21 protein-coding genes are annotated in these 26,270 nt (G+C 71.2%); 11 read left to right on the top strand and 10 right to left on the bottom strand.

The window, feature by feature from the left end; all coding sequences use genetic code 11:
- Positions 1-294 precede the first annotated feature (294 nt).
- On the bottom strand, positions 295-843 hold the full coding sequence (locus ABZ951_RS28710) for a MarR family transcriptional regulator (RefSeq protein WP_344094765.1): 549 nt from the start codon (positions 841-843) through the stop codon (positions 295-297).
- A 156-nt stretch (positions 844-999) separates the two neighbouring features.
- On the opposite strand from ABZ951_RS28710, the gene ABZ951_RS28705 reads away from it, so the two are divergent.
- Positions 1,000-2,304, top strand: coding sequence for an MFS transporter (locus ABZ951_RS28705; protein ID WP_344094806.1), 1,305 nt, complete (start codon positions 1,000-1,002; stop codon positions 2,302-2,304).
- Positions 2,305-2,435: 131 nt separating this feature from the next.
- Here ABZ951_RS28705 and ABZ951_RS28700 read toward each other — a convergent pair whose 3' ends face one another.
- From ABZ951_RS28700 to ABZ951_RS28690, 3 genes are all read right to left on the bottom strand, one after another.
- Complete coding sequence (locus ABZ951_RS28700) at positions 2,436-4,226, bottom strand: ATP-binding SpoIIE family protein phosphatase (RefSeq protein WP_361281032.1); 1,791 nt, start codon at positions 4,224-4,226, stop codon at positions 2,436-2,438.
- A gap of 266 nt (positions 4,227-4,492) precedes the next feature.
- Entirely contained in the window at positions 4,493-5,839 is a 1,347-nt protein-coding gene (locus ABZ951_RS28695) for an NAD(P)/FAD-dependent oxidoreductase (protein ID WP_344094769.1), read from the bottom strand.
- Positions 5,833-5,976, bottom strand: coding sequence for a hypothetical protein (locus tag ABZ951_RS28690; protein WP_344094771.1), 144 nt, complete (start codon positions 5,974-5,976; stop codon positions 5,833-5,835). Before ABZ951_RS28690 ends, ABZ951_RS28695 begins: the two co-directional genes overlap by 7 nt.
- A gap of 333 nt (positions 5,977-6,309) precedes the next feature.
- Here ABZ951_RS28690 and ABZ951_RS28685 point away from each other — a divergent pair, with 333 nt between their 5' ends.
- Both ABZ951_RS28685 and ABZ951_RS28680 read left to right on the top strand, forming a co-directional pair.
- The gene (locus tag ABZ951_RS28685) at positions 6,310-7,056 is read left to right on the top strand and encodes a helix-turn-helix domain-containing protein (RefSeq protein WP_344094774.1); all 747 of its coding nucleotides are present in this window, start codon (positions 6,310-6,312) and stop codon (positions 7,054-7,056) included.
- 243 nt (positions 7,057-7,299) lie between these two features.
- Positions 7,300-9,267: a sigma-70 family RNA polymerase sigma factor gene (locus tag ABZ951_RS28680; protein WP_361281030.1), complete on the top strand. Its 1,968-nt coding sequence runs from the start codon at positions 7,300-7,302 to the stop codon at positions 9,265-9,267.
- A gap of 120 nt (positions 9,268-9,387) precedes the next feature.
- Here the strand turns inward: ABZ951_RS28680 and ABZ951_RS28675 are convergent, their stop codons facing one another.
- Positions 9,388-11,538 carry an asparagine synthase-related protein gene (locus tag ABZ951_RS28675; protein WP_344094778.1) on the bottom strand — a complete coding sequence of 717 codons (2,151 nt, stop codon included), beginning with the start codon at positions 11,536-11,538 and terminating at the stop codon, positions 9,388-9,390.
- A gap of 787 nt (positions 11,539-12,325) precedes the next feature.
- On the opposite strand from ABZ951_RS28675, the gene ABZ951_RS28670 reads away from it, so the two are divergent.
- From ABZ951_RS28670 to ABZ951_RS28650, 5 genes are all read left to right on the top strand, one after another.
- Positions 12,326-13,792 (top strand): MFS transporter, encoded by a 1,467-nt coding sequence (locus ABZ951_RS28670; RefSeq protein WP_344094780.1) that lies wholly within the window; start codon positions 12,326-12,328, stop codon positions 13,790-13,792.
- Between the two features lie 385 nt (positions 13,793-14,177).
- A complete protein-coding gene (gene lhgO / locus ABZ951_RS28665; protein WP_344094782.1) occupies positions 14,178-15,386 on the top strand; it encodes an L-2-hydroxyglutarate oxidase in 1,209 nt (402 codons plus the stop codon).
- 218 nt (positions 15,387-15,604) lie between these two features.
- A complete protein-coding gene (gene trmB / locus ABZ951_RS28660) occupies positions 15,605-16,330 on the top strand; it encodes a tRNA (guanosine(46)-N7)-methyltransferase TrmB (RefSeq protein ID WP_344094808.1) in 726 nt (241 codons plus the stop codon).
- Positions 16,331-16,510: 180 nt separating this feature from the next.
- Positions 16,511-17,770: a PrsW family intramembrane metalloprotease gene (locus tag ABZ951_RS28655; protein ID WP_344094810.1), complete on the top strand. Its 1,260-nt coding sequence runs from the start codon at positions 16,511-16,513 to the stop codon at positions 17,768-17,770.
- Between the two features lie 38 nt (positions 17,771-17,808).
- The gene (locus ABZ951_RS28650; RefSeq protein WP_344094784.1) at positions 17,809-18,285 is read left to right on the top strand and encodes a very short patch repair endonuclease; all 477 of its coding nucleotides are present in this window, start codon (positions 17,809-17,811) and stop codon (positions 18,283-18,285) included.
- Here the strand turns inward: ABZ951_RS28650 and dcm are convergent.
- From dcm to ABZ951_RS28625, 5 genes are all read right to left on the bottom strand, one after another.
- Positions 18,202-19,389 carry a DNA (cytosine-5-)-methyltransferase gene (gene dcm / locus ABZ951_RS28645; protein WP_344094786.1) on the bottom strand — a complete coding sequence of 396 codons (1,188 nt, stop codon included), beginning with the start codon at positions 19,387-19,389 and terminating at the stop codon, positions 18,202-18,204. The genes ABZ951_RS28650 and dcm overlap by 84 nt on opposite strands.
- A gap of 140 nt (positions 19,390-19,529) precedes the next feature.
- Positions 19,530-21,344 carry a DEAD/DEAH box helicase gene (locus ABZ951_RS28640; RefSeq protein WP_344094788.1) on the bottom strand — a complete coding sequence of 605 codons (1,815 nt, stop codon included), beginning with the start codon at positions 21,342-21,344 and terminating at the stop codon, positions 19,530-19,532.
- Positions 21,344-22,774, bottom strand: a complete 1,431-nt coding sequence (locus tag ABZ951_RS28635; RefSeq protein WP_344094790.1) for a hypothetical protein — start codon at positions 22,772-22,774, stop codon at positions 21,344-21,346. The genes ABZ951_RS28640 and ABZ951_RS28635 overlap by 1 nt, the downstream gene beginning before the upstream one ends.
- A gap of 17 nt (positions 22,775-22,791) precedes the next feature.
- On the bottom strand, positions 22,792-23,481 hold the full coding sequence (locus tag ABZ951_RS28630; protein ID WP_344094792.1) for a hypothetical protein: 690 nt from the start codon (positions 23,479-23,481) through the stop codon (positions 22,792-22,794).
- A gap of 82 nt (positions 23,482-23,563) precedes the next feature.
- Complete coding sequence (locus tag ABZ951_RS28625) at positions 23,564-23,770, bottom strand: hypothetical protein (protein ID WP_344094794.1); 207 nt, start codon at positions 23,768-23,770, stop codon at positions 23,564-23,566.
- 36 nt (positions 23,771-23,806) lie between these two features.
- On the opposite strand from ABZ951_RS28625, the gene ABZ951_RS28620 reads away from it, so the two are divergent.
- The 3 genes from ABZ951_RS28620 (at position 23,807) to ABZ951_RS28610 (ending at position 26,202) form a co-directional block, all read left to right on the top strand.
- Positions 23,807-24,526: a hypothetical protein gene (locus tag ABZ951_RS28620; RefSeq protein WP_344094796.1), complete on the top strand. Its 720-nt coding sequence runs from the start codon at positions 23,807-23,809 to the stop codon at positions 24,524-24,526.
- Between the two features lie 391 nt (positions 24,527-24,917).
- Entirely contained in the window at positions 24,918-25,790 is an 873-nt protein-coding gene (locus ABZ951_RS28615) for a hypothetical protein (RefSeq protein ID WP_344094798.1), read from the top strand.
- 112 nt (positions 25,791-25,902) lie between these two features.
- Complete coding sequence (locus ABZ951_RS28610) at positions 25,903-26,202, top strand: hypothetical protein (protein WP_344094812.1); 300 nt, start codon at positions 25,903-25,905, stop codon at positions 26,200-26,202.
- Positions 26,203-26,270 lie beyond the last annotated feature (68 nt).

Genomic DNA, 26,270 nt, shown 5'->3' with positions numbered 1-26,270 from the left:
CAACCTTACCAGATCCGTTTTCCGTTCCGTTTCCGGTTCGGATTCCATTTCCGGCCCCCTGCTGGAGCGGGGTTTGTTTCGCGCCTTCCGGCGTGATCACTACTTTAGCGGATTTCCCTGCCGGCTCCTAATCGGAGCCGCCGAGCGAATTCCGGCACGCCGAAATCCATCCCGTTAAGGGGCCGTGCAGTAGAGATTGCCGCCGGTGCGGCGTGAGTGGCCGCCACTTGGACCGTGAGGTCTCCGTGGCAACCCGGAGAACATTACCCATGGGCCACATGGGTGTCAAGGTCGTCAGTCGAGGTCGTTGAGGCGGCCGCCGGCGTCGGGCTGGGCCTCCTCCACTCGGCGCAGAAGGCGGGTCAGCATCTCGCCCAGCCTGCCGCGCTCGTCGCCCGAGAGGTCCTGAAGCAGGTCCTCCTCGAAGACCGTGGCCATCCGCATCGCCTCGAGCCACTTCGCGCGGCCGTCCTCGGTGATGCCGACGATGACGCGGACCCGGTTGTTCTCGTCGCGCTCCCGGGTGACCAGGCCCTCCGCGACCATGCGGTCGATGCGGTGGGTCATCGCGGCCGGGGTGAGGCCGAGGCGCTTGGCGAGGTCGCCGGGGCCCATGCGGTAGGGGTCGCCGGCCAGGACGAGGGCCTTGAGGACCTCCCACTCGGAGTTGCTGATGCCGAGCTCCGCCGTCTGCCGCCCGTACGCGACGTTCATGCGTCGGTTGAGGCGGCTGAGGGCCGAGACGACCTTCTCCACCTGCGGATCAAGGTCCTGGAACTCGCGCTGGTAGGCGGCGATCTGTTCGTCGAGGCTCGGCTCGGGTGCGCCGGGGGTGTCAGCCATGGGCCGCAGTATGACACGAGTGATTGGCGTTAAAGCCCTTTGATGTGTACTGTTTAGCTTCGAAGTTTAGAGAGCTGAAGTCTTCAGGGCTGGACTCTCCGCTTCCGCTTCGAACCCTCCTCTTGATCAACCTCTCTTCGACCTAGGTAGGTGAGTGTGACCACCGCGATGGGCGCAGCACTGCGCCGGATCCAGCTGGGCAACGCGCTGAGCGCGTTCGGCAATGGCTTCACCGTCCCGTTCCTGTTCATCTATGTGTCTCAGGTGCGGGATCTCGGCGCGAGCACGGCAGGCATCGTGCTCGCGACGTTCGCCGTGGCCGCGCTCGTCGTGCTGCCGCTCACCGGTCGGGCCATCGACCGGCGGGGTCCGCTGCCTGTCGCCGTCGTCGGTACGGTCTCGGCCGCCATCGGTTCGATGGGGCTCGGGCTCGCGGACAGCGAGTCGCTCGTCATCGCCGCGGCGGCCGCGCTCGGTGCGGGTATCGCGGTGATCCAGCCCTCGCTGGCCACGATGATCGTGTGGTGCTCGACGCCGAGCACCCGGTCGCGGGCCTTCGCGATGCAGTTCTTCCTGAACAACCTGGGTCTGGGCGTCGGTGGTCTGCTGGGCGGCCAGCTCGTGGACGTGTCGAACCCGTCGAGCTTCGTGCGATTGTTCGCCATCGAGTCGGTGATGTTCCTGGTGCTGGGTGCCGCCATCGCGACCGTGCGCCTGCCGAAGGTGCCCAAGGTCGAGGACGCCGTCCCGACCGACGAGGCGGCCAAGGGCGGGTGGCGGACGCTGCTCGCGGACCGGGCCATGGTGCAGCTGTGCGGGCTGGGCTTCGTGATGTTCTTCGCCTGCTACGGGCAGTTCGAATCGGGGCTCGCGGCCTTCGCCGTCGAGGTCACCCGGATCTCGCCCGCGACGCTCGGTATCGCCCTGGCCGCGAACACGGCGGCCATCGTGCTGGCGCAGTTCGTCGTCCTGAAGCTGGTCGAGCGGCGGCGGCGCAGCCGGGTGATCGCGCTGGTCGGGGTGGTCTGGACGGTGGCCTGGGTGGCGGCCGGGGTGTCCGGTCTCGTGCCGGGGGCGCACGGTGTCGCGACGGCGCTGCTGATCTCCACGTACGCGCTCTTCGGGATAGGCGAGTCGATGCTGTCGCCGACGATGGCTCCGCTGGTGGCGGACCTGGCTCCGGCACGGCTGATCGGACAGTACAACTCCGCGTTCGCCCTGGTGAAACAGTTGGCGCTGGCGATCGGCCCCGCAGTGGGCGGTCTGATGGCCGGTGGCGGGATGTACGTCGCGTACATAGCCATGCTGATCGTCTGCTCGCTCGGCATCAGTGTGCTCGCCCTGCGGATGGGCCGTCGGCTCACCCCCGCGCAGGACAATCCGCTGCGGGCCCGTGCCGAGGCCGTCGCGGCCGTCCCGGCCCGGGTCGGGGAGAGCGAGCGGACGGCTGTGACCGTCTGAACCGCTCCTCTTCTATGCGGGCTATCTGCGGGTCATATGCGGGACGAAGTAAGTAGGACGCCCACGGCGAGCGCCGGTGGCCCGGAACCACAGGTTCCGGGCCACCGGCGCTTTGTCCTGGGTGTGCGGCGTCACGAGTGTGCGGACGGCAGGGCGAACTCGCACCACACGGCCTTGCCGCCGCCCGGAGTGCGGCGGGATCCCCAGGAGGAGGCGATGGTGGCGATGATCGAGATGCCGCGGCCGGCCTCGTCGACGGGCTCGGCGCGGCGGCGGCGCGGCAGGTGGTCATCGCCGTCGGTGACCTCGATGATCAGCCGGCGGTCGGTGCGGCGCAGCCGCAGCCGCATGGGCGGGGTGCCGTGCTGGAGGGAATTGGCCACGAGCTCGCTGGCGGCCAGCACGCCCAGGTCGCGCAGCTCGACGGGGAAGCGCCAGCTGACCAGGACGCCCGAGGCGAAGGCCCGCGCGCGCGGTGCCGCCTCGACGCCGCCCAGCAGCTCCAGGGCGGCGTTGTGGAAGAGCTCCGCGTCGTGGCCGGTGCGCGCGGGGTGCTGGAGGACGAGCACGGCGACGTCGTCGTCGTGGTCGGCGGTCACGCCCATGGCCCGGATGAGGCGGTCGCACATGACCTGGGGTGATCCGGTGGCGCCGGCGAAGGCGCGCTCCAGGGCGGCGACGCCCTCGTAGATGTCCTCGTCGCGCCGCTCGACGAGGCCGTCCGTGTAGAGGACGGCGCTGGAGCCGGGGCCGAGGGCCATGGAGCCGGAGCTGTGCAGCCAGCCGCCGGTGCCCAGGGGCGGGCCGGTGGGCTCGGCGGCGCGGCGGACCGTGCCGTCGGGGTCGCGGACGAGGATCGGGAGGTGGCCGGCCGAGGCGTGGACGAGGCGGCCCTCGTTGGGGTCGTGCACGGCGTAGGCGCAGGTGGCGATCTGGGTGGCGTCGATCTCGGAGGCGAGCCCGTCGAGGAGCTGGAGGACCTCGTGGGGCGGCAGGTCGAGGCGGGCGTAGGCGCGGACGGCGGTGCGGAGCTGGCCCATGACGGCGGCGGCGCGGACCCCGCGGCCCATGACGTCGCCGATGACGAGGGCGGTGCGGCCGGCGCCGAGGGTGATGACGTCGTACCAGTCGCCGCCGACGGCGGTGTCCTTGCCGCCGGGCTGGTAGGTGGCGGCGACGCGGAGGTCGTCGGGCTGCTCCAGCTCCTGCGGGAGGAGGCTCCGCTGCAGGGTGACGGCCGCCTCGCGCTGGCGGCGCTCGCTGGCGCGCAGCCGCTCGGCGGCCTCGACCTGGTCGGTGACGTCGGCGGCGAAGACGAGGACGCCGGGCCGGGTGGCGCCGGTGGTGTCGACGGTGATCGGGGAGCAGGTGAAGGTGTAGTAGCCGTGGCGGGCGGTGTCGGGTTCGGTGTCCGGCGGCGTGTCGGGGGTGAGGGGCGGGGCCGCCGGGTCGGTGGTGACGCGGCGGGACTTGACCGTGCGGGGCTTGCCGCTGCGCAGCACTTGGTCCATGAGGGGGAGCAGGCCGAGCTCGGTCAGCTCGGGGAGGGCCTCGCGGGCGGGGGCGCCGGGCGTCCGGGGGCCGAAGAGGGCGGCGTAGGCGTCGTTGACGTAGGCGAGGCGGTGGTCGGGCCCGTAGGCGACGGCGACGAGGGCGGGGACCTGGCCGAGGATGTCGTGGACGGAGAGGCCGTCGAGGGTGGGGACGGGGTGCTCGGGCCCGGTGCCCGCCGCGGGGCCGGGCTCGGGGCTCGTGGGCGGGGTGGCTTCGGCGCGGGCGGCGGGTACGGAGCCGCCGGCCGCGGGGGCGGACGGTGGGGGTGCGGGGGTGCGCTCGGCGCGCTCGGTACGGTCGCGGGCGGTGCGCGCGGCGGCTCGGCGCTGGGTGCCGGGGAGCCGGGCGCTCCAGCGGGTGAAGTTCACAGAGGATTACCTCGCGGGGTCGTTCCGGTCCAGCTCGGCGACGTGGGGTGGCTGAGCCGCGCGCCCGGCGCGGGGCCGCGGTTGGCGGTGCGGGGGCAGACCCCCGGGGGAATGCTGCAAACGTCCGAATCCTCGTCATTGTCACGCTTCGCAGGGACGAGCCCACCCATGGTCACACGACCAGTGTGGCCGACCGGACTGACATCCGTCAGACGTCGCGGCCCGTGGAGGCGTTCCCGCCGCCGTCCGTGCGCCCATGACCTGGCTCAACTCGCGTCGGGACGGCGTCCGGTGTCCGCGGCGAGTTCGAATTCCGCGCGCGGGTTCTCCAGCGAGCCGAGCGAGACGATCTCACGTTTGAACAGCCCGGTGAGGGTCCATTCGGCGAGGACGCGCGCCTTGCGGTTGAAGGTGGGGACGCGGCTGAGGTGGTAGGCGCGGTGCATGAACCAGGCGGGGTAGCCCTTGAGTTTCCTGCCGTAGACGTGGGCGACGCCCTTGTGGAGGCCGAGCGAGGCGACGGAGCCGACGTACTTGTGTTTGTACTCCTGGAGGGGCTGGTCCCGCAGGGCGGCGAGGATGTTGCGGGCGAGGACCTTCGTCTGGCGGACGGCGTGCTGGGCGTTGGGGGCGCACTCCTTGCCGTCCTCTCCGGCCGTGAGGTCCGGGACGGCCGCCGCGTCGCCGCCGGCCCAGGCGTGTTCGACGCCCTCGACCGCCAGGGTCGCCGCGCACTTGAGGCGGCCGCGTTCGTTGAGCGGCAGGTCGGTGGCGGCGAGGATCGGGTGCGGCTTGACGCCCGCGGTCCAGACGAGGGTGCGGGTGGGGAAGCGCGCGCCGTCGCTGAGCACGGCGATCCGGTCCGCGCAGGACTCCAGGCGGGTGTCGAGGCGTACGTCGATGTTGCGGCCGCGGAGGGCGCGGAGGGTGTAGCGGCCCATCTCCTCGCCCACTTCGGGGAGGATGCGCCCGGACGCCTCGACGAGGATGAATTTCAGGTCGTCGGGCTCGATGTTGTGGTAGTACCGGGCGGCGTAGCGGGCCATGTTCTCCAGCTCGGCCAGCGCTTCGACGCCCGCGTAGCCGCCGCCGACGAAGACGAAGGTGAGGGCCGCGTCGCGGACGGCCGGGTCGCGGGTGGAGGAGGCGATGTCCATCTGTTCGAGTACGTGGTTGCGCAGCCCGATGGCCTCTTCGACGGTCTTGAAGCCGATGCCGTAGTCGGCGAGGCCGGGGACCGGAAGGGTGCGGGAGATCGAGCCGGGGGCGAGGATCAGCTCGTCGTAGTGGACCTCCAGGGCGCCCGTGCCGTCCTCGCGGGTGGCGAGTGTCCTGACGGTCGCGGTCCGCTTGGCGTGGTCGATGGCCATGGCCTCGCCGATGACGACCTGACACTTCGACAGGGTGCGGCGCAGGGGGACGACGACGTGCCGGGGGGAGATCGAACCGGCCGCCGCTTCGGGGAGGAAGGGCTGGTAGGTCATGTACGGCTCGGGGTCGACCACGATGACGTGCGCCTCGCCGCGCTTGAGCTTCCGCTGGAGGCGCAGGGCTGTGTACATCCCGACGTAGCCGCCGCCGACGATCAGAATGCGCGCCGGTTCCTTCACCAAGGCCCCTCCTCGTCGTCCTTGCCGTCCTTGCCGCCTTCGCGATCCGTGGCGTACCCGCCGTCACCGGCGCGCTCACCGACCTCGCGAAGGCGCCCGGCCGGGGTGTCCGGCCGGAGGTGCCGGGGTGTCCCGGGCAAGCACAGCTCCCTCCCATGACGCACCGGCTCCGGGAGTTTGTCCACAGGCCCTGCGAAATGTATGACTGTCCGCGGAGCTGATCCTTCCGTCGGGAGGGCTCCTGCTCGGGGGAAAGCAGTGCAGGTCAGGGCCGCTGCGGTGGGGTCGCGCGGTGGTGCGGGAGCGGGGCGAGCGGGGCTCGTACTCCAATCGGGGACGGCCTGTGCGGAACTACCCCTTCTTTCTTGACCGGGGCTCAACTATGTTCGTACTCCGTCGGGGTGTCAGAGACGTGCCCCGGCAGTCAGGGCGGGGAGTCTCCGGGGGGAGACGTCATAACCGGGGGAACACATATGCACATTCAGGGCTCTCATTGGTCGACTGCTGTCGCGTCCGTCGACGCCAACAGTGGCCGGAGCACTCCGTTGCGCGTGGATGCCCAGCGCAACCTCGAACATGTATTGCGGGCGGCTCGCGAGGTCTTCGGCGAGCTGGGGTACGGGGCGCCCATGGAGGACGTGGCGCGCAGGGCCCGGGTGGGGGTGGGCACGGTCTACCGCCGCTTCCCGAGCAAGGACGTGCTGGTCCGGCGGATAGCCGAGGAGGAGACCGCCAGGCTGACCGAGCAGGCGCGGACGGCGCTCGGCCAGGAGGACGAGCCGTGGTCGGCTCTCTCCCGGTTCCTGCGCACGTCGGTGGCCTCGGGCGCGGGCCGGCTGCTGCCGCCGCAGGTGCTGCGGGTCGGTGTCGACGCGGAGAACGCGGATAACGCGGAGCGGATCGAGGCCCGGGTGCCGCAGCAGCGGCAGCCGGGGGCGACCGGTGGGCAGCTGCACGAGCTGCGGCTGGTCGAGCAGCGGTCGGCTCCTGCTCCGGAGCGGGACGACGCCGGGGCGGCGGCACTGCTGGAGGTCGTCGGCCGGCTGGTCGACCGGGCACGGGCCGCCGGTCAGCTGCGCCCGGACGTAACGGTCGCGGATGTGCTGCTGGTCATCGCGACGGCGGCTCCTTCGCTGCCGGACGCGGTGCAGCAGGCGGCGGCGTCCTCGCGGCTGCTGGACATCCTGCTGGAGGGCCTGCGGTCGCGGCCGGCGGAGTAAGCCTTCGGCACGTGGGTGTGCGGGCTCGCGGGCCCGCACACCGGTGACATTCCGTAAAGGGCGCGCCCGGGTCGTCCTCGGGCGCGTTCCATCAGCCTTCCCCGTTCGGGTGACTTCCCTTGCTCCAGGTGCGTGAAGACGCCCCGGACGAGTGGTTATCGCGCATGCGGGGGTGATGACGGTCGGCACCGTGTCACGCTGACTCCGTGTTCGGGTGTATCGGCGTGTACAAGGGCCTCCGCCATGGGTGTTGACGGCCGGGAAGAACCACGCGGGAGTGAGCGGTCGGACTCGCCGCCCGCTCCCGGCGCGCCCGGCCGGGCAGGTCCCTCCGGGGCGGGCCCGGACTCCCCTGGTGAGGTGCCGAGTGTCCCTCGGCAGCGGCACGGGCACGGCCGGCGCCGGGGCGAAGAGGGTTCCGGCTCCGGCGGAGACCGGGGCGGTGCTCAGGGCGCCGGTGCCGCGGTGCCGCCTTCGGACACCGAGCTGGTCGTGCGGATGCGCTCCGGTGAGAGCGAGGCGTACGAGGAGCTCTACCGGCGGCACGCGCGGGCGGTCCGCCGCTACGCCCGGAGCTGCTGCCGGGACGACCACACCGCCGAGGACCTGACCAACGAGGTCTTCGCCAGCACCCTGCAGGCCGTCCGGGGCGGCGCCGGGCCGAATACGGCGGTGCGGGCGTATCTGCTGACCACGGTGCGCAGGGTCGCGGCGGCATGGGCGCGGACCACCCGCCGGGAGCAGTTGGTCGAGGACTTCGCGGTCTTCGCCGCGTCGGCGGCCCGCGCGTCCGTCGCCGCGGACGACGACACCCTCGACCTGGGCGCGGACGTGCTGGCCATGCGCGAGGCCGAGCACTCCTTGGCGGTGCGCGCGTTCCGCAGCCTCCCGGAGCGCTGGCAGACGGTGCTGTGGCACACCACCGTCGAGGAGGAGTCGCCCAGTGACGTCGCGCCGCTGCTGGGGCTGACGGCCAACGCGACGGCGGTGCTGGCGCACCGGGCGCGTGAGGGGCTGAAGCAGGCTTATCTGCAGGCGCACGTGCACACGTCGCTGACCTCGGGCGGGGACTGCGCGCGGTACGCGGACCGGCTCGGGGCCTATGCGCGGGGCGGACTGCGGATGCGGGCCGAGCGGGGGCTGCGCAAACACCTGGAGGAGTGCTCACGGTGCCGGAGCGCGGCGCTGGAGGTCGCGGATGTCAACGCGCGGCTGCGGGCGCTGCTCCCGGTCGCGGTCATCGGCTGGCTGGCCGCCGGGTTCTCGGTCAAGGCCGTGGCGGGGCTGGCGGCCGGTGCGGCGGGCGCGGGCACGGCGGCGGGGGCCGGTGCGGCCGCCGCCGCGAGTGGCGGCGCGGGCGGTTCCGGTGCGAGCGGTGGGGCCGGAGGTGCGGCGGCGAGTGAGGGGCTGGGGGCACCGGCGAAGATCGGTATCGCGGCGGGCGCGGTGGTCGCGGCCGGTGCCGTGGCCGCGTACGCCCTGATGGGGCACTCCCCGGCGCCGGCCAAGAAGCCGCAGGCCAAGGTCACGGCGGGGCCGGTCGTGCCCGCTCCGGTGCGCACGCCGTCCGCGAAGCCCGTGGCGGAACCGCCGCCCGAACCCCGACCGGTGAGCTCGCGCGGTCCGGTGCCGTCCCCGAGCCCCAGGCCCACCCCGACACCGGCGCCGCCCCGGGACACGCCGTCCCCCGGCCAGTCGACTGCTCCGGTGCCCCCTCTTCCGAAGCCCACGCCCCCCGCGCCGCCCCCGAGCCCCACGCCCACTCCGCCGCCCCTTCCGCCGGCCGCTTTCCGGGTCGCCCAGTTGCCGTACGCGGGCCTCGGGGACGGCACCGGGCCCGAGGTGCGGCTGGGCGGGAGCTGGCTGTGGCAGCGGCACGGGCTGCGGATCGGCGGGGTGGCGTACCGCCATGGCGTGAGCGCGCACGCGTCGTCCTCGGTGACGATCGATCTGAACCGGTCCTGCACCGCCTACGACGCCGTGGTGGGGGTGGACGACATGACGCTCGGGCTCGGCGCGCTCCGGTTCTCCGTCTACGGGGGCGACACGCGGCTGTGGAGCTCGGGGGTGGTGCGGGGCGGGGAGGCGGCGGTGCCCGTGCACGTCCCGCTGTCGGGGTACCGGACGATGCGGCTGGTCGTGGAGCCGGGCTCCGCCATGGGCACCTTCGCGGTGGCCGACTGGGCGCGGGCGGAGATCACCTGCGGTTGACGGCGCCGGCCCGCTCGTCGGACACCACGGTCGTCAAGCACCGCGATCACCGGGCACAGCGGTCGGTCGTCCGGCACAGCGATCGGTCGTCCGGCACAGCGATCGTCAGGGCCGGCGGATTCACAGGGACGGTCGTGGGGCCGCTCCCGTCACCCCTTCCGCCACCGCTCGCCGGCGGGGGGCCGCCGAGCCCGTCCAGCAGGTGCCGCGGCGGGCGAGGAGGCGGCGCAGCCACACCTCGGTGGAGACCAGCTCGGCCAGGCCGTCGAGCGGCAGCGGGCGGCCGTCGGCCGCCGCGTGCAGGGCGGCCCGTACGACCCTGGCCTCGACGAGGCCCGCGTCCGCCAGCAGGGGCGCGTCGAAGAGCTCCATCAGGGGTTTCACCGAGACCCTCAGGCCCGCACGCAGGGCCGCGGCGTGCGAGGCGTGGGAGGTGGCGCCCCACCCGGGGGGCAGCTCGCGGACGCCGGACCCGGCGAGGACCGCGCGCAGGACGGAGGCGCGCGCCCCCGGTTGCACGCGGAGCGCTTCGGGAAGCGCGCGGCAGGCTCGTACGACCTGGTTGTCGAGGAAGGGGGCGTGGAGGCGCTGGCTGCGGACCTCGGCGGCCTGCTCCAGGACCCGGTGGTCGGCGGCGTGGCGGGCGAGCGCGGCGGCGGCGCGGCGTTCCCCGGGCCGCTGGAGGAGCCCTTGCGGGCGGACCGCGGCGGCCTGGAGACGAACCGATACTTCGGCGAGCGCCTCGCCCGTCAGCCAGCGCGCGGCGGGGCCCGGTCTGCACCAGGTGAGGGCGGCGAGCGAGGCGTCGACGGCCCCGCCGGGGCCCGGCGGGGCCACGGGCGACCGGTCGTCCACGGCCGGGAACCCCGGCGCGAGCAGCTGCCCGGCGGCGGCCTCCAGGCCCTCCCGGTAGGAGGTGCGGGCCAGCCGGCGAGCCGCGCGGTAGACCGTGAAGGGCACGAAGAGGGACTGGGCGGACGGCCCGTCGGCGCGGGCGAGCGCCGAGACGGGGCGCAGCAGGTGGCGCCGGCGCCGGTCCAGCAGCAGGTCGGCGAGGCGGGCGGGGTGGGCGTCCAGCACCTGGCGGGCGCCGTGTCCGACGAGGTGGTCGGCGCTGCCGGCGGCGAGCCGCCGCCGGTGGCGCTCGGCGGTGACGAGGGAGGGGCCGGGCTCGTCGGTGAGCGGGCCGCCGGCCAGGTCGGCGTAGGGGAGGGCTTCCTCGCCGGCGGCGACGACCACGTGGTGCAGCCGGGGGTTGGCGGCCATGGCGCCGGCCCGTTCGAGCTCGGCGTCGTAGGCGGCGCCGCCGTCCGCGGCGAGGTCGTTGAAGGTGACGGCGAGGAGGCGCTCGCCCGCGCCGGTGCCGTGTCCGAGGGGGGTGCCGGGGACGCCGGGCAGTCCGGCGGCGAGCAGGGCCAGGGTGGCGGAGGCGCTGCCTCCGGAGAGGTCGGCGCCGATGCCGGGGGCGGGGGCGCCGCGTGCGGCGCGGCGGTGCGCGGGGCCCATGCCCGGCACGGGCCCCGGGTCGAGGTCGCCGAATCCGCCGTCGGGCGCGTGGCGGGGGGCGGCGAGGCGGGTCCGTACGGCCTCGACGAGGGCGTCCCTTATGCCTTCGACGGCCTTCTCGGGGGCCATCTGGGGTGCGGCGACCGCGAGCGAGGCCGTGGGTTCGTAGCCGGTGACGTCGCGGGCGCCGTCGCGCAGGACGAGCGCGTGGCCGGGGGGTACGCGCCGGACGCCGACGTAGGGGGTGCCGTCGCCGAGGGCCTCCGGGGAGTCGGGGCAGGCGAGGAGCGCGGCGAGGTGGCCGATGTCGAGCTGGGCCTCGATGAGGTCGGCGAGCGGGAGGGCCGCGGTGGCGTAGGCGGTGCCGCCGGCCCAGGCGGTGTGGAAGACGGGCCGGGCTCCGGCGAGGTCGCCGGCGACGGTGATGCGGCGGCCGACCTGGGCGACGGCGGTGTAGCTGCCCGGCCACGCCGTCAGGTGCCGGAGCGCGCCGCCGCGGGCGGCGGTGAGGCCGACCCGCAGTTCGTCGTCGCGCGCGCCGCAGCGGCCGAGGACGGCGAGGCGGGTGCCGGGGTCGGTCCGGATGACGCGGACCTCGTCGGGGCGCCAGTCGCCGACGGCCCAGAGGGGGGCCGGGTCGCCCCACAGGAGGTGGGCGCCCACGGGGTGGACGGTGGGGGTCTCCAGGTGTCCGGGGTCGTCGTAGGGGGCGGGACGCGGACCGGCCCCTGAGGCGGTGCTGCTCCACCCCACCAACCAGCGCATTGCCGCCTCCACAGGCTGTGGACCACCAACAGGTGCAGTCATCATGCACAGTGAGCGGCCCGTTGCGGCAGCGAAAGGGACGACACATTGGCCACACTGTGGCCGCGTCTTCTCTCCAACCCACCTGATAGTGGGGTGAATTGCCACAACACCGCGCCGGGGTGGCCGCCCTGAGGGCGCCGTGGGCCGGAGTTCCCGGGGCGCGGCCGGCCGCCATGCTCATTGCAGGGCCATGCTGCCACGGGCGGGCGCGCCGGGGGGCGATGCGTGCGCGTACGGCGCGTTGCGGCGCGCTCGCGCCGAACCGCTGTGGGAGGACGCGCCGCCGTCCGTTCCTCTTCGGCGCTCGGGGCGCCATCTCGCCTTGCCCACTGGCGAGTTCCGGCCAATGTCGGGTGCGGGCGCGGCACGGGGGCGCGTTCACGGAGTGCTTCGGACCGCGGGGGTTCGCACGCGACAGTCCGGGAGGCGGATGATCCGCCTCCCGGACTCGTCCGCCGCCCGCGGGGAATGAGGCGACGGCTCCCCCAGCCCACTGGATCCAGTGCAGCGGGCCAACCCACGCAACTTCCATGGAAGCGCTTGCCCGTTGGCGCGTACAGAGCGCACGGTGGGCGCACAGCCACACACAACCGGAGCACGTGCCCCTCCGTGCACGTCCGCACGGGCCAGAATCTCGCCATCCGGGACAACCCCTCTTAACGGTCGGGATCCGGGGAACTACGCTGGGTTTACGAATGCCCCGTGCCTATGCCGGGGCGGGCGTCGCCGTCGCCGAGGGGTGCGCATGTCCAGGGAGCCACGCGGGCCGAACGAGAAGCTCGGCACCGTCCTCATCCTCGCCGGGATCAGTAACGCCGGTCTCGCGCGCAGGGTCAACGACCTCGGTGCGCAGCGCGGATTGACACTTCGCTACGACAAGACGTCCGTCGCCCGATGGGTCTCCAAGGGCATGGTGCCGCAGGGCGCGGCCCCCCATCTGATCGCCGCCGCGATCGCCGGGAAGCTCGGCCGGCCGGTGCCCCTGCACGAGATCGGCCTCGCGGACGCCGATCCGGCGCCCGAGGTAGGGCTGTCCTTCCCGCGCGATGTCGGCCAGGCCGTGCGGTCCGCGACGGAGCTGTACAGGCTGGATCTCGCCGGTCGGCGCGGGGGCGGCGGCATCTGGCAGAGCCTGGCCGGATCCTTCTCCGTCAGCGCCTATGCCACGCCCGCGTCCCGCTGGCTGATAACCCCCGCCGACAGTTCCGTCGCCCGGGAGGCCCACCAGGCGGCCAAGGAGGCCGACAGCGGCACCGGGTCCGACGGCGGCACCGGATCCGACGGCGGGGCGCCGCAGCGGGTGGGCCACAGCGATGTGACGAAGCTGCGGGAGGCCGCGGACGACGCCCGCCGGTGGGACTCCAAGTACGGCGGGGGCGACTGGCGTTCGTCGATGGTCCCCGAGTGCCTGCGGGTGGACGCGGCGCCGCTGCTCCTCGGCTCCTACAGCGACGACGTGGGCCGTTCCCTGTTCGGCGCCACCGCCGAACTGACCCGGCTCGCCGGGTGGATGGCCTTCGACACCGGCCAGCAGGAGGCCGCCCAGCGCTACTACATCCAGGCGCTGCGGCTGGCCCGGGCGGCCGCCGACGTGCCGCTGGGCGGCTACGTCCTGGCCTCGATGAGCCTGCAGGCCACCTACCGGGGCTTCGCCGACGAGGGCGTGGACCTGGCGCAGGCGGCCCTGGAGCGCAACCGCGGCCTGGCCACGGCCCGCACGATGAGCTTCTTCCGGCTGGTCGAGGCGCGGGCCCAGGCCAAGGCCGGGGACGCACCGGCCTGCGGGGCGGCGCTCAAGGCCGCCGAGGGGTGGCTGGAGCGGGCGCGTACGGGCGATCCGGATCCGGGCTGGCTGGACTTCTACACCCAGGAGCGGTTCGCGGCCGACGCCGCCGAGTGCTACCGCGATCTGCGGATGCCGCGGCAGGTGCAGCGCTTCACCGAGCAGGCGCTGTCCCGCCCCACGGAGGAGTTCGTGCGCTCGCACGGGCTGCGGCTGGTGGTCTCGGCGGTCGCCGAGCTGGAGTCGGGCAATCTGGACGCGGCGTGCGCGGCCGGCACCCGGGCGGTGGAGGTCGCGGGGCGGATCTCCTCGGTGCGGACGACCGAGTACGTCCGGGATCTGCTGCACCGGCTGGAGCCGTACGGGGACGAGCCGCGCGTGGTCGAGCTGCGGGAGCGGGCACGGCCGCTGCTGGTGTCGCTGGGGTGAGGGTGGGGGCGGGGGGCCGGCGCTGAGGCGGTCAGGGGCGGCGGTGCCGGCGCTGAGGCAGTGAGGGGTGGCGGTGCCGCCTTGCTCTCCTGCTCTTCTGCTCCCGGATTGGCGCCGCTCCGCTCTCTGGCCTCTGTTCGCGCATGAGCTGCCCCTTTCTCTCTGTCTTCGTCCTCTTTTCCCTCCCCCGCCGCCTGCTGTTCCGGTTGCCGTCGCCCGCGTCCGCTGCGACCGTCCGCAGTGTGATCTTCCCGGCGTGATCCCCGCGTTGACCTTGGTTTCGACCCGTTGTCAGTGGCGCAGGTCATGATGGGGACGTGGGTGAGGCGCTGGGAACGCGGGGTGCTCGGCCGCGGATGACCGGCCGGCGCGGGGAGGTGATGGGGTGAAGGCGTACGACTGCGACGTGCTGGTGGTCGGGGGCGGGATCGTGGGCCTGTCGACGGCGTACGCGATCACGCGGGCCGCGCCCGGCACGAGCGTCGTCGTGCTGGAGAAGGAGCCGGGGCCGGCGCTCCACCAGACCGGGCGCAACAGCGGTGTGATCCACAGCGGCATCTATTACCGGCCGGGTTCGCTCAAGGCCCGGTTCGCGGTGCGGGGCGCGGCGGAGATGGTGAAGTTCTGCGCCGAGCAGGGCCTGCCGTACGAGGTCACCGGCAAGCTGATCGTCGCCACGGAGCGCGCGGAGCTGCCGAGGCTGCACGCGCTGGTCCAGCGCGGCCGGGAGAACGGCATCCCCGTGCGGGAGCTGGGCCCCGCACGGATAGCCGAGTACGAGCCGCACGTCCGGGGCCTGGGCGCCATCCACGTCGGCACGACGGGCGTGTGCGACTACGGCGCGGTGGCCGCCCGGCTGGCCCGCCTCGCGGAGGACGCGGGGGCGTCCGTGCGGTACGGGGCGCGGGTGCGGGAGATCGGGCGGCGGGCGTCCGGGGTCGCGGTGCGGACGTCCCTGGGCGAGGTGCTGCGCGCGCGGGCGCTGGTCAATTGCGCGGGGCTGTACAGCGACGAGGTCGCGCGGCTGGCGGGTGACGACCCGGGCATGCGGATCGTGCCGTTCCGCGGGGAGTACTTCGAGCTGTCGCCGGCGCGCGCGGAGCTGGTGCGCGGTCTCGTCTATCCCGTGCCGGATCCCGCGTTCCCCTTCCTCGGCGTCCACCTCACCCGGGGCATCGACGGCGGCGTCCACCTGGGGCCGAACGCCGTGCCGGCGCTCGCCCGCGAGGGGTACCACCGCGGCACCGTACGCCCGGGGGAGCTGGCGGGGACGCTCGCCTACCCCGGCTCCTGGCACCTCGCCCGCCGCCACTGGCGGTACGGCGCGGGCGAGGTGCGGCGCTCGCTGTCCAAGCGCGCCTTCACGGAGGCGGTCCGCCGGCTGCTGCCGGAGGTGAGCGCGCGGGATCTGATACCCGCCCCGGCGGGGGTGCGCGCCCAGGCGGTCCTGCCGGACGGCACGCTGGTGGACGACTTCCTGTTCGCCGAGTCCCCTCGTGTGGTGCACGTGCTGAACGCGCCGTCACCGGCGGCGACGGCTTCGCTGCCGATCGGGCGGGAAGTGGCGCGGCGGGTGCTCACGGCGATGAGGTGAGCTGGAGTGGGGTGAGGTGGAGTGGGGCGAGACGCCGGGAGTCCCTCGTGAGGCCCGAGTAAGGCCTGGTGCGGCCCTTGCACGGCCCTGGCCGGAGCGGTCACGCTCGCCCCCGGCTCCGGCCGTCGACACGCCCGTAGAATTGGAGCACTGTGTCCGAGAATCATGCCCCCACCCCAGTGCCCCGTCCCGCCTCCGACGCCCGCAGGCGGGAGCCGATGTTCCCCGACGGCCCGGCGCCGGATCCGGCGGGCTCGCACCACGAGCGGCGCATCCGCTCGTTCCAGCCGCGCCGCAGCCGGGTGACCACCGGCCAGGGCGAGGCGCTGCGCCGGCTTTGGCCCCAGTGGGGCCTGGACGTCGACGGCATGCGCCGCCTGGACCTCGGGGAGCTGTTCGACGCCCCCGGGCTGCCGGTCGTCCTGGAAATCGGCTTCGGCATGGGCGAGGCCACGGCCCAGATGGCCGCGGCGGACCCGGGCACCGGCATCCTCGCCTGCGACGTGCACACCCCCGGGCAGGGCAATCTCCTCGCCCTCGCCGAGCGGAACGGCCTGAAGAACGTCCGGGTCGCCAACGGCGACGCGATCATCCTGCTCCGCGAGATGCTGGCCCCGGATTCCCTGGCCGGCCTGCGCGTCTACTTCCCGGACCCGTGGCCGAAGAAGCGGCACCACAAGCGGCGGCTGATCCAGCCGGAGTTCCTGGCGCTGGCCGCCACCCGCCTGGCCCCGGGCGCGGTGCTGCACTGCGCGACGGACTGGGAGCCGTACGCGGAGCAGATGCTGGAGGTGCTCTCCGCGGCCCCGGACTTCGAGAACACCCAGCCGGACGGCGGCTACGCGCCGCGTCCGGAGTTCCGCCCGCTGACGCGGTTCGAGGGGCAGGGCCTGGACAAGGGCCACGTGGTGCACGACTTGATGTTCAAGCGGCGGGAGCGGTAGCCGACGGGCGGGGCCGAGTCCTTCGGGCGCGCGGGGACGGGGTGGGCGGGGTGGGCGGAAAACCGTCCCCTGCCCGATGCGGCCCTTCGTTAGGGTCATCGGGTGCATGAGTCCCCGTCCCACCAGCAGCCGATAGCCGGGCCGGTGCCCGTCTCCGGGCAGCAGCCGAACTTCGCCGCACTGCCCGCGCCCGCGGGCCGGCACTACAAGCCGCGCCGTCCCCTGTGGGACAACAAGGCGATGCGCGCCGGTGCGCTGATCCTGCTGCTCGCCCTGTGCGGCCTGGTCATCCTCGCCCTGGTGCGCGAGCAGACCGGAACCGAGGGCTTCCTCGTGGGGCTCGGCCTGGCGGTGCTGCCCGTTCCGCTGCTGGTGGCGGCGTTCCGCTGGATGGACCGGGTCGAGCCGAAGCCCTGGCGGAACCTGATCTTCGCCTTCGCGTGGGGGGCCTGCGCGGCCACGCTCCTGGCCATCCTCGCCAACGGCTACGCCACGCAGTGGCTCCTGAGCAACGTCGAGGCCGCGCAGGACGCCGACGCGGACACCTGGGGCGCCACGTTCGTCGCGCCGGTGGTGGAGGAGAGCGCGAAGGCCGCCGCGGTGCTGCTGCTGTTCCTCTACCGGCGCCGTGACTTCCACGGCATCGTCGACGGCGTCGTGATCGCCGGCCTCACCGCCACGGGCTTTGCGTTCACCGAGAACATCCTCTACCTGGGCAACGCCTTCGCCTCGGACCAGAGCTTCGGCTACTCGGGACTGCGCTCGACGACGGCGGCGACGTTCTTCATCCGCGTGCTGCTCTCGCCGTTCGCCCACCCGCTCTTCACGGCGATGACGGGCCTGGGCTTCGGCATAGCCGCGACCCTGGCCCCGCACCGCCGCGTTCGCCGCGTCCTCGTACCGGTCGCCGCACTGCTGACGGCGATGGTCCTGCACGCGGTCTGGAACGGCTCCGCGAGCCTGCCGGCGTTCGGGTTCCTCGCCGTCTACACCCTGTTCATGGTGCCGGTGTTCGGGGTTCTGACGTGGCTGACGATCTGGTCCCGCCAGAACGAGCTCCGCACCGTCCGCACCTACCTCCCCGCCTACCAGGCGGCGGGCTGGCTCACCCCGCCGGAACCGATCGCCCTGTCCTCGATGCGGGCCCGCGGCATAGCCCGCGATCTGGCCCGCCGCACGGGGGGCCCGGCGGCGGCCCGGGCGGTGGCGGAGTACATCTCGTTCGCGACGTCCCTGGCGTTCCTCCGCCAGCGCGCCCACCACGGCACGGTGACGAACGACTTCACGGCGCGCGAGCAGGAGCTCCTCCACCACCTCTGGCAACGCAAACACGTGGCCCAGCCGGCACTGGCCCAGGCGGCGGGGGCGGTACCGCGGGCGTATGCGGCTCAGGGGTGGGGGCCGCAGGGGGGGCAGTACGGGGTGGGATGGCGTCGCTGAGCGGCGGCTCGCTTGCGATCGGCACTACCCTCGGACCTGTGCCCGATGACACCGAGTGGACCGCTCCCGAAGGCTCCTGGGCCTCGTCAGCAGCCCGTCGCCGCAACATGCAGGCGATCCGCAGCCGGGATACGAAGCCGGAGCAGCTGATCCGGCGGCTGGTACATGCCCAGGGGCTGCGCTACCGGGTGGCCGCGAGACCTTTGCCGGACCTGCGCCGCACAGCCGATCTCGTCTTCCGCCCAGCGAAGGTCGCCGTATTCATCGACGGCTGCTACTGGCACGGGTGCCCGGAGCACTACGTAGCGCCCCGGACAAACCCCGGCTACTGGTCAGGCAAGGTCGCCGGCAACATGGCGCGCGACCGGGATACGGACGCGCGCCTTATCGCGGCAGGGTGGGTGGTGCTCCGGTTCTGGGAGCACGAGCCTTCAGAGGACTGCAGCCTGAAGATCGCGGCTACGGTCCTCCGCCGTCGAGCCGAGCTCGGCTCCGCGCCGGGCAGCCGGGAGTAGTTCCTGGCCGTCGCTCACGATGCCTTCTGCCGAAAGGCCAGGCGCCTCGGGCCGGAGGACTGCGGCGATGGCCCGGCCCACGGCTTCCGCGACGGGCGGCGGGAAGGCGTTGCCGACCTGGCGGTAGCGGGCGGTCTTCCCGCCCTCGAACTTCCAATGGCGCGGGAAGCCTTGGATGATCGCGGCCTGCTCCACTGTGAGCATCGGTCCGTTCTCCCTGAAGAGGTCGCGGTCAGGAACACACTCTTCGGGGTCGTTGGCGACGCCCATCGCATCGACACCCAGCGCAGCCCACGCAGCCTTAGCCCGGCTAGGCCCAAGATCGGCTCCACCGTGCTTCTTGGAGCCGCCGACGAGCGTCGGTGCTTCGGTGCCGCGGCCCTGGGCCTTCTTCAACCACTTGTCGAAGACGTCCTGCCCTCTGGGGCCATAGGGCTTGCACCGCTCCTGCATGGTCTCTGCGAGTGCGTCCGCCACGCTGACGATGCTGTCGTCGCCTACCGGCCACTCGAACTTCACATCAGCGGTGAACTCCTTGGCGATCATGACAAGAATGGCTCGGGGCCTGAGCTGCGGAACTCCGTAACGACAAGCTTCAATCAGCTCCCAGCCGCAGAAGTCATAGCCGTACCCTTCCAGCTCGGCGACGATCTGGTCGCGGTAGCCCTCGAACTTCGCCTCCAGGATGCCCTTGACGTTCTCGATCATCACCGCCTTCGGCCGAAGCTGATCCACCAGTTCGAGCATCCTGGGGAAGAGATCACGCTCGTCTTCCGCCCCCAGCTGCCGACCAGCGACAGAGAACGGAGGGCAGGGCACTCCACCAGCAAGAAGGTCCAGCTCTCCGGGCTTCAGGCCGAACTTTACGAGCTGTTCGTGGCCGAACGGGTCGACATCCTTGACGTCGCCCTCAATGACCTCACAGCCTGCCCAATCCGGATGGTCACGCACATTCGTGCGCAGCGTCTTGCTCGCGAACTTGTCGATCTCCAGGAGCGCAAGGTGGCGAAAACCGGCGTTGTGCAGGCCGACGGCCTGTCCGCCAGCACCAGCGCAGATCTCGATCGAGGTCAACGGCTGGGATTCTTCTGTGCCGGCGGTCACGGCGGGCTCCTCCTGGGTGCGACGTAAGCAGTTGCTCAAGTTTCGCAGAGACAGCATGAGACAACAGCCATCTCGCACCCAGGAGTGTCCCAGCCTAGGGTTTCGCCGCCCAGGGCAGGTCCAGCGCTCGTACCATGCGGCTAGCCAATACCCACATGCTGCAGCAGAGCCGCCATGTCACTCGGCGCAAGGCCAGCAGCCACCGAAGGCTCCTCCTGCAGGTCAGAGAGCTGCTGCACGGAGGGGTCGTCGAGGATCTTGCCCATGAACTCCAGCTTCTGGTCCAGGCGCACCTCAACCACCTGATCGATCGTGTTGCGGGCGGCGAGCACAGTGACCCGTGTCTCAGCGCTGGGGTCCAGGCCCAGCCTGTGGATGCGGTCGAGACTCTGCAGGAAGCGGCCGGCCATGAAGTCCCTGTCCACGTAGACAGCGTCGTGGCACACATGGTGCAGGCTGATGCCCTCACCCAAGGTCGCTGGGTTGGAGATCAGCACCATGCAGCTGGGGTCTTCCCGGAAGCGCCGGATCTGCTCTTCGCGGTCGGGGGTCCCTCCATAAACAGCCGCTGGCCCGTACGCTTCCAGCAGCTTTTGCAGCGTCGTCAAGCTCCGCACGAACGTCGTCCACACCAGCGTCTTACGCCCCTGTGCCGCGTTCGCGGCAACAATCGCGACGGCCTCCTGGTACTTGGGAGACAGCTCGTAGTCAGGAAGATCCTGCAGAAGAGTGAACAGCGAGTCACCCTGAGGTATCTCAAGAGGCGGCAGCTGATAAGCCAGGGGCTCGTACTGGGTAGCCCCTTCCAGCAGGAGCGCTGGACTCGTCGCGGCCATCAGGAGACGGAGGGCCGACTTACCGAGCGTGCTGAGATCATCACGTGCCCCGTTGTTCATCCCGGCTACCAGAGAGCTGTAGATCTCCGCGTGCAGGCTGGGCATGTCCACGTAGCGCACATGCACCTCCATCGGAGGCAGCCCCAGCTCCTGCTTGGTCGTCCGGGTGAAGAGTGGCCTCAGCACAGTGCTGGCGTGCCGGAGATCCCCTCCTGCCACAGCCTGCACCACAGACCGCTGACCGTGTCCCGGCCACACAAAGCCCAGGAGGTTTTCCAAGTCCTTCGGCCCATTCGGGGCTGGCGTACCCGTCAGGATCAGCCGTCGGCGCGCAAGCGGACCGAGCGCCATACAGGCCGCTCCGTAGGTGCCGCGTGCCCCCAGCTTCATGCGGTGCGCCTCATCAAGGATGATCATGGAAGGCGCTGCCTGGAGCCAAGCCGCCAGCATGCCCAGCGAGCGGTCCAAGCGTTCGTAATTGACGATCAGGACCTCAGCGAACGGGTCATGCGGGCCGTCGGGGAACCACGGCCGCAGCGCGTGGACGAAGCATGCTCCAGTCTCGTATTGCCAGGACTCATAGGCCGACTTGGGGCAGACAACGAGCAGTCTGCTCGCTTTTCCCTGTGCCTTCTGAGCGGCATACACCGCAAGGGCTACACGGGTTTTGCCGGCACCGGGGACACTGAAGTTCGCACCGTGCTGAAGCGAAAGAAGCTTGGCGATGTCACGACGCTGGAAGCCGTTCAGCTCAGCCTTCCAGCCGTCCCCGAGCATGCCTGGAACGTCGTCTGGCGAGACTTCCAGCGCCTGGTCGGGAGCCTCAAGACGCTTCTTGACGGCATCGGCATCCTGGAGAATGCCGAGCACAAGCTCGCGCAGCTCCGGGTCCCACTCCACACCCGTGTGGTGAGGCCAGGCACTGATCGCGTTCAGCTGCGCGAGCAGGTCATCGATGTCCACCGACACAGCCAGCGGGCCGAGCTGGCCGCCCGTACGAAAACGGGCAGCCAGCTGGACCAGGTCTTCGCGGTAGTCATCCGTGGTGCGCAGGATGACCTTCGTACGCGACTCGTCGAACGAGAGGCGCAAGGACGTTTCTGCGGCCGACTCGGCCATCAGGAAACCTCCACGACTGCGGCATCGATAAGCCACGAGACGCCGTCGCCCGGGTGGGCAAGACCACGGCCGGCCTGCTGGGCGAGTTTGCGAAGGCTCTCCCTGAGCTTCAGGACGGCCTCATCGAACGCCTCCTCGTCGAGAGTCCGGGAGGCGCGGGCCTGGACCAGATCCACCAGGCACTGGTCAATGTCAGCGCAGGCATCCGCAAGCCGTGCCGGGGCAAGCTGCTTCCGCTTCCTCACCCGCGCGTCTCGGCCCGCAGAGTCGATTGCCTTATCGAAGGCGCCCTTCGCCTGGTCAAAGAGCGCCTGCGCAGTACCGTCCTGCGAGCCCAACGGGTCGTTTTCCGGCTTTCGGGCGGAAGCCTTAGCGCGGAGAACCTGGTCATTGAGGGCCCGCGCGGCGGCAACGGCCTTAGCCGCCCCGGGAACTGTCACACCCAGTCCGGGGACTGACACAGCCTCCGGCTCGCCAGCGCCCGATGTCTTCTTCAGCTCCTCCGGAAGCTCCCTCCCCAAATAGTCCTTCTTCAGGAATTCCTCGTCGATGTGGCGGACATCCGTCTTGGAGAACCCCAAGAGGATGGCGGCCAGCCGCATCTCCTTAAGCACCTCCGCCTGGTCCCGGTCCACTGCCGCAAGCTTCTCGTAGCTGCGATGGAGCTCCTTCAGCTTCTCCTGGTCGTCCTCGAAGTCGACAAGCCGGAGAGCCACGCCGCCCCCGCTCCTGCTGCGCTCGATCAGCTCCCGGATCGTGCCCAGAATCCACCGCTCCTGGTGGTAGGTAGCCGGACGGATGCGGAAATCCTTCGCGATCGCATCGGGCGTACGTCCCAGCGAAGCCTGCTCTTCCATGGCCAGCAGGCGGTTGATGTACGAGTAGTCGCGGCGGTGGTCCTTCCGCAGCTGGAGCGCCAGCTCCACCGCGTTGATGTCCGCCCAGGTGAAGGACTCCGGAAGGACGCCCACGCGCATGGTCTGCGCACCGCTTTCCCGCAAGGCGGCAGCACGGGTGTTGCCGTTCACGAGCACGCCGTGATGGGTCACCAGGCCGGGATCGTTCTGGCCGAACTCCTTCAGGCTGTCCTTCAGCTTGTCGAAGTCGACGTCCCGGCGATCCGGGTTCGCCGGCTCAGCCTGGAGCAGAAACTGCAGGTAGCCCTGGCTTTCGGCGCTCCACGGGTCCTTTTCGAGGGCCTTTTCCAGCTCCGGCTTATGGCTGCGCTGAGCCCGGATCCGGTGAGTCCCAGGGTTGTAGTAGAGACCGCTGAGGGGAAGGGTGATCACTTCGACGTACAGCGCCTGACCGTTCACGTCAATCGTGACGGACTCCCGGGTGCCGCCCTTGCTCTGGGCTTCCTTCAGCCTCGCTTTGATCAGCTCGGTGAACTCCTGTGCCCGCGGCGGCGGTGCAAACTCTCCCAGCATGATTCCGATTCCCCCGCTCACTCTTCCTCGTTGGCCGCAGCCTGCTTGACGGCTTCCCGGGACTCCTGCGGCAGGGTCCGGTACACGCCCCACAACTTCTCAAGTGCACTCGGCTTGCGGCCGTCAGCCTCAACCCAAGTGGCGAGAACCTTCCGCTCCAAGGGGGCGAGAGCCTTCACCTGGCTGATCACCGCGCCAAGGTCGACTTCACGTTCACGGCCCCCAACCCGGCACCGGTTGCACTCGGTAACAAGCTGCACCTGCACAGAACCGTCTGCCAGAACCACCTTCCGCCGGGCGATGTCGAGCTGGGAGTCCTGCCCGCCGTCGTAGTAGGACTCACCCGCACCGATGCCACACGACCGGCAGAGGAAGTTGTCGGACACCATGACCTTGGTCCGCTGAGATGCGGTAAGGCTGGACTTCGTCTTGAGCGTCTTCGCCTGGCCGGGGATCCAGACCTCGGCCCCCTTCTTCACATACCTCTGCTCCTCCTGCTTGAGGGCAGGGTCCTCACGGCGCGTGTGGATCGTCCAGTCGTGGTCACGGAGATCACGCATTCGCCGGTCAATCTGCGCCACATCAGGGAACGCTTCGCGCAACTGCGCCTTGGTGAAGATGTTGCCTTCCCCCACCTCGGACTCCAGCCACAGGGCCGCACGCACCTTGGTCCCGTACTTTCCGTCCCGCCAAGACGGCAGCGTCATGTAGAGCCTCCGCTCATCGTGTCTGCGGACTCCCCTGGCAGCCCTAGAGCCAGCCACCCCCGGAGCCCATCTGGCAACTACTTCAGCGCATGATCAAACGAAAAGCCAGTGAAAACTCTTGTTGCGTGTGGGTTCGCAACAGACCACTCCTGCACACTTGGTGAACACGCACCGGCAGAGCAACCGTGGGGGATGAACCATGCCAAGGCGCCGTCAGACGGGGGTCGAGATCGATGGCGGCCTGCAGCCAGGCAGGAAGGCTCTTGTTGACGGCCTTTCTGAGCTTCACGCGTCGATGGAGCCTTCGACTGCCCCGGTCCGAACGGTGGCAGAGCTCCTCTCCAGCCACTGTCAGTACCGCATCGCCGCGAGCACGGTGCACCGTTACCTCAGCGGCAGGCTGCCCGCACCGCACCACTTCATAGAGAACCTCCACTCCCTGGCCAAGCTCACCTCAGGAGATACGGCGGGGATCAAACCGCTGTCTCACTACCTCGCGCTACGCCAAGCTGCCGAGAAAACCGGCTGCAGCTCCTGCAGGGCGCTCCGTCAGCAGATCACCTCTCTGACAGAGAAGGTCACCGCACTGGAAGACGAGTGCGTGAACGCCCAAACCAGGGCCGCTTCCCATCAGCTGGCTGCCAAGGACCGGCAGTCTCAGCTGGAGGCCGGCCAGGCCGCGCCTTGGCCGCTCAGCGAACCGTCAGGACACCTGCCGGTCCCCCCGGATAAGGGGGACCGGCAGCACACCGCGTCGGACGTTGCCGCCGCCAGGCAACTCACGCAGAGAGTGGCTGAGCTGTGGGCTGAGGACGAGTCCTCAGCCCTCAGCCTCCTGCACGGGACCACTGACGTGCTGACACCACTGGAGAGTGCGGCGTCGCTCGTCCTTCTGCGACAGCGCCACGATCAGCTGGCTGACGCAGCCATCCAGATCTTCGGCCGTGAGCAGTCAGAGCGTGCGGTGATGTCTGTCGCATTGCAACTGCATGAATACGGCATGCCCAACGATGCCGGCGCTGTACTGCGCGCGGCGGTGAGATAGTCCCAGCTAGCCCTGGGACACCATGCCCCGGGCAAAGGGAAATGTTCAGCTCGCCTACGAGAAGCCGCGGAGCTCGCTGACCGGCAGCTGCACCCGAAGCTCGGGTTTCGGCAACCGTGTGGGCGCCATCAGGCGACGCCGCCAGGGAGTTTGAGAACCCGAGACTCGGGAGTCGGGATCCGAGCGACCCATGCAAGGAATGGGCGGCGGGGTTAACCCACCCTCCCGCCCAGCTCGCGCATGCGCACGCGAAAGCACATCTGTTGACTTTCCGCAACCGATTCGCCACTCCATGCTGTCGCTGTGTAGCGTGCGGCTCAACAAACAACCCCGGCCGGTGCTACCAACACCGAACCGGGGTCTGACCACCTAGATCAGAGAAAGTGATCTCATGGCTGATGCCCAGCTTACCCCTGCCCCCATGGCCGCCCCCGGCTACGGCAAGCGAACCGCTCCTGATCAAGCCCCGCGCTCTCGAGTCGACTTCGCTCACTTGCCCGCCCGCGAGGCGGCCATCGCCGCTCACATCGACCGGCTTCCCGATGGCGCCGCCGTCGACATCAAGACCCTCGCCAAGGAACTTCCCGCTTATGGGCAGCAGGCCGTGGCCTCCGCCCTCAAGGCCCTCTCCGCAGCCGGGCATCTGCGGCGCTTCAGGGAGCCCGTCGAAGGCTGTACGCAGTGGGTGTCCCGCTCGTACTTCTCCCGCACCGCGCGCGATGATGCCTGGTGGAAGACCTTCCTGGCCCGTTGCCCCCGGCAGCCCACGCCCTCGCCGGGCGCGTCCCCGGCTCAGGAACCGGTCCGGGAAAACGCGCGGAAGGAGCGCTCCCCCGCGTACATCGCCCTGGCCAGCCTCGGCTGCTCCGACCCTCGTCTGACACTTTCCGCCGCCGAGTGCGCCGCCCTTGAAGAGCTCGCCGCCGAGTGGTTCGCCCGGGGCGTCACACCCCTGGAGTTCGCGCGGATCCTCACGGCCGGCCTTCCCGGCGTCATCCACTGCCCAGGCGCCTTCACCCGCAAGAGGCTCATCGACAGGATGCCGCCTGAGCCCTCCCGTACCGCGTACGCGCTCACGCCGCCTGCCGCTCGGATCATGGAATGCACTGGCTGCGGCGTGCCCGGCCGCCCTGCGGCGCTTCCCGGCGGTATGTGCCGGGGCTGCCGCGGCGACGCGCGGCCTGCGGAACGGCTCGACGAGGCCCGAGCCGCCGTTCGCGCCCGTGTCTCCCAGCTGCGCACGATGGCCCGCGCGAGTCGCTAGAACCTCGGCACCAGGGGATTGCAGAGACGCAGCTCCCGCCCTGCTCTCCGCCGGCACCCCCCGTGAAGTTAGCTTGGGTGAGGTTGTTGTCCTTGATGCGGAGGTAGTGGTGATGGCTGAGATTCCGACGTCTGTAGTAGCCGCAAGCGGGCTCGTAGGCGGTTACGCCCTTGCCCGGTGGACCAAGCAGCGGCCCCTCGGTGGGGCCGTGCTTGCTGTTGTCGGGGGTGTGGCCGCTCGGCAGTGGGCGGCCAAGGTCGGCGGGCCCAAGGCTGCCGCGCTGACCGGGGGGTACGTGGCCGCCTTTGCCGGGTCGCATCCTCTGGCCAAGAAGGTCGGCGCCTGGCCCGCCGTGTTCGCTGTGGCCGGTGGGGTCGCCCTCGCCTCCTGGGTTGTGGAGAGCCGGGCCTGATCGTCCCTGGGGGTGCGGGGGCGACCCCACCGGCCACAGCGAACACGGCGGGCCAGGCGCCGACCTTC

The sequence above is a fragment of the Streptomyces sp. NPDC046215 genome, from assembly GCF_040646215.1.
GTDB lineage: Bacteria > Actinomycetota > Actinomycetes > Streptomycetales > Streptomycetaceae > Streptomyces > Streptomyces stramineus.
Note: the sequence above shows the minus strand (reverse complement) of the source record. Positions and strands in the feature narration are given on the sequence as shown.